A 1,512-nucleotide genomic window follows, 5' to 3' on the forward strand; every position below is an offset into this window, starting at 1 on the left:
TCCTTATGCAGGAGGCGGCCTTCCTCGTCGAAGCTGTTGAAGAGGGCGGTGCCCGGGTACGGGGTAAGGAGATGGTAGGTGGTGAGGCTCGGGGAGCATCGTTCCAGGAACCGGGCCGTGGCTTCGAAGATGCCCTCGTCGTGGTCGTCGAAGCCGAAGATGATGGATGCCTCCACCACGATTCCCGCGTCGCGGATTCTTTTCACCAGATCTTCCTGGGAAGATCTGCTCCCGGTCTTGGGGTGGTTGGCGTGGGCGCCGGTCACGGATTCGATGCCGACGAAGATGCCGATGCAGCCCGATTCCGCCACCAGGCGCACCAGTTCCGGATCCTCGGCGAAACGAAGGTTCGCCTGTCCTCCCCACTTCAGTCCCATTCCCTTCATTCCCGCCAGGATGGGCTTCGCCCGGAGCGGATCTCCCAGCAGGTTGTCATCCAGGAACACCGTCAGCTTCCGGTCGAAGGTCGCCAGCTCCGCGAGCACGTCATCGGTATCCCGGTAGCGGAAGGAGCTGCCGAAGTAGTTGGTGACGATGCAGAAGGGGCACGAGTAGGGGCATCCCCGGCTGGCCTGGAGGGTCTGCGTGGTGAGGTAGCGTCTGCCGTTGAAGATATCCCGGCGTTCCCAGGGGACGGAAAGACGGTTTCCCGTTGGGATGGGAGCGCGGTAGACGGGCTTGAGGCGTCCGGACAGCAGGTCGTCCAGGAGCGTTTCCCAGACCGGCTCCGCCTCGCCGACGACCACTGCGTCCGCATGCTTTGCCGCCTCTTCGGGGAGGACTGTCGGATGAATTCCGCCCAGCACCACCGGGACTCCGCGGCTTCGGAATTCGTCGGCAATTTCATACGCTCGCACCGCCTGGTGGGTCATGGCGGTGATGCCCACCAGGGTGAACTTTTCGTCAAAGGGTACGGTGTCGTGCACCTCGTCTGCCAGGGTCACATGCCATGACAGGGGGGTGGCGGCGGCGACCTGCTTCAGGGAGAGGGACGGCAGTTGGTAGTTCCGCGCCCAGCCCAGGCTGTGGGTGGCGGGATAGACGAGTAGGAGTCGCGGAGGGGCGGCATGTACGCTCATGCGGACCGTCCGCAAGGGGGGCAGCCGGCCGAATCGGCGCCCGCCCCGCCGGTCGACACGCGCCCGCGCGTAGCGTTGTAGTCACGGAGATAGGTCTCCGGTTTCATCATCGCCTGGGTGCGGCGCATAACCTTGATCATGTAAGGGATCTGGAGAGGGCGCACCTGGCGCAGCCAGTCGGTGAGCTTCTTGTCTCCCGAGGTGTTCAGAATGGAGCGCCGCCACGTCTCCGCATATAACTCGCAGAAGCGCTCCGCGCCGAGTTTCGGCTCCCAGAGCAGATGGTGCATATCGAAATCGGCCCACGGGAGCCCCTGGAGGCGTGCCTTGTCTTTTTCATAGAGCTCGGTTCCGGGCAGGGGCGTGAGGAGGGTGAACCCGGAGCGCTGAAGTCCGTGGGCCTCGACAAAGTCCCACAAGTGGCGGAAATCAT

At 63.9% G+C, this 1,512-nt stretch carries 2 protein-coding genes; both read right to left on the reverse strand.

Translation table 11 applies throughout. From position 1 onward, the window contains the following. On the reverse strand, nucleotides 1-1,079 hold a 1,079-nt coding region (locus Q1K49_RS07340), incomplete at its 3' end, for a radical SAM protein (RefSeq protein ID WP_300524555.1). Further along, a partial coding sequence (locus tag Q1K49_RS07345; protein WP_300524558.1) for a hypothetical protein occupies nucleotides 1,076-1,512 on the reverse strand: 437 nt, incomplete at its 5' end. The genes Q1K49_RS07345 and Q1K49_RS07340, both read right to left, overlap by 4 nt.

The organism is Aminiphilus sp. (assembly GCF_029975095.1).
In the GTDB taxonomy this organism is placed as follows: domain Bacteria; phylum Synergistota; class Synergistia; order Synergistales; family Aminiphilaceae; genus Aminiphilus.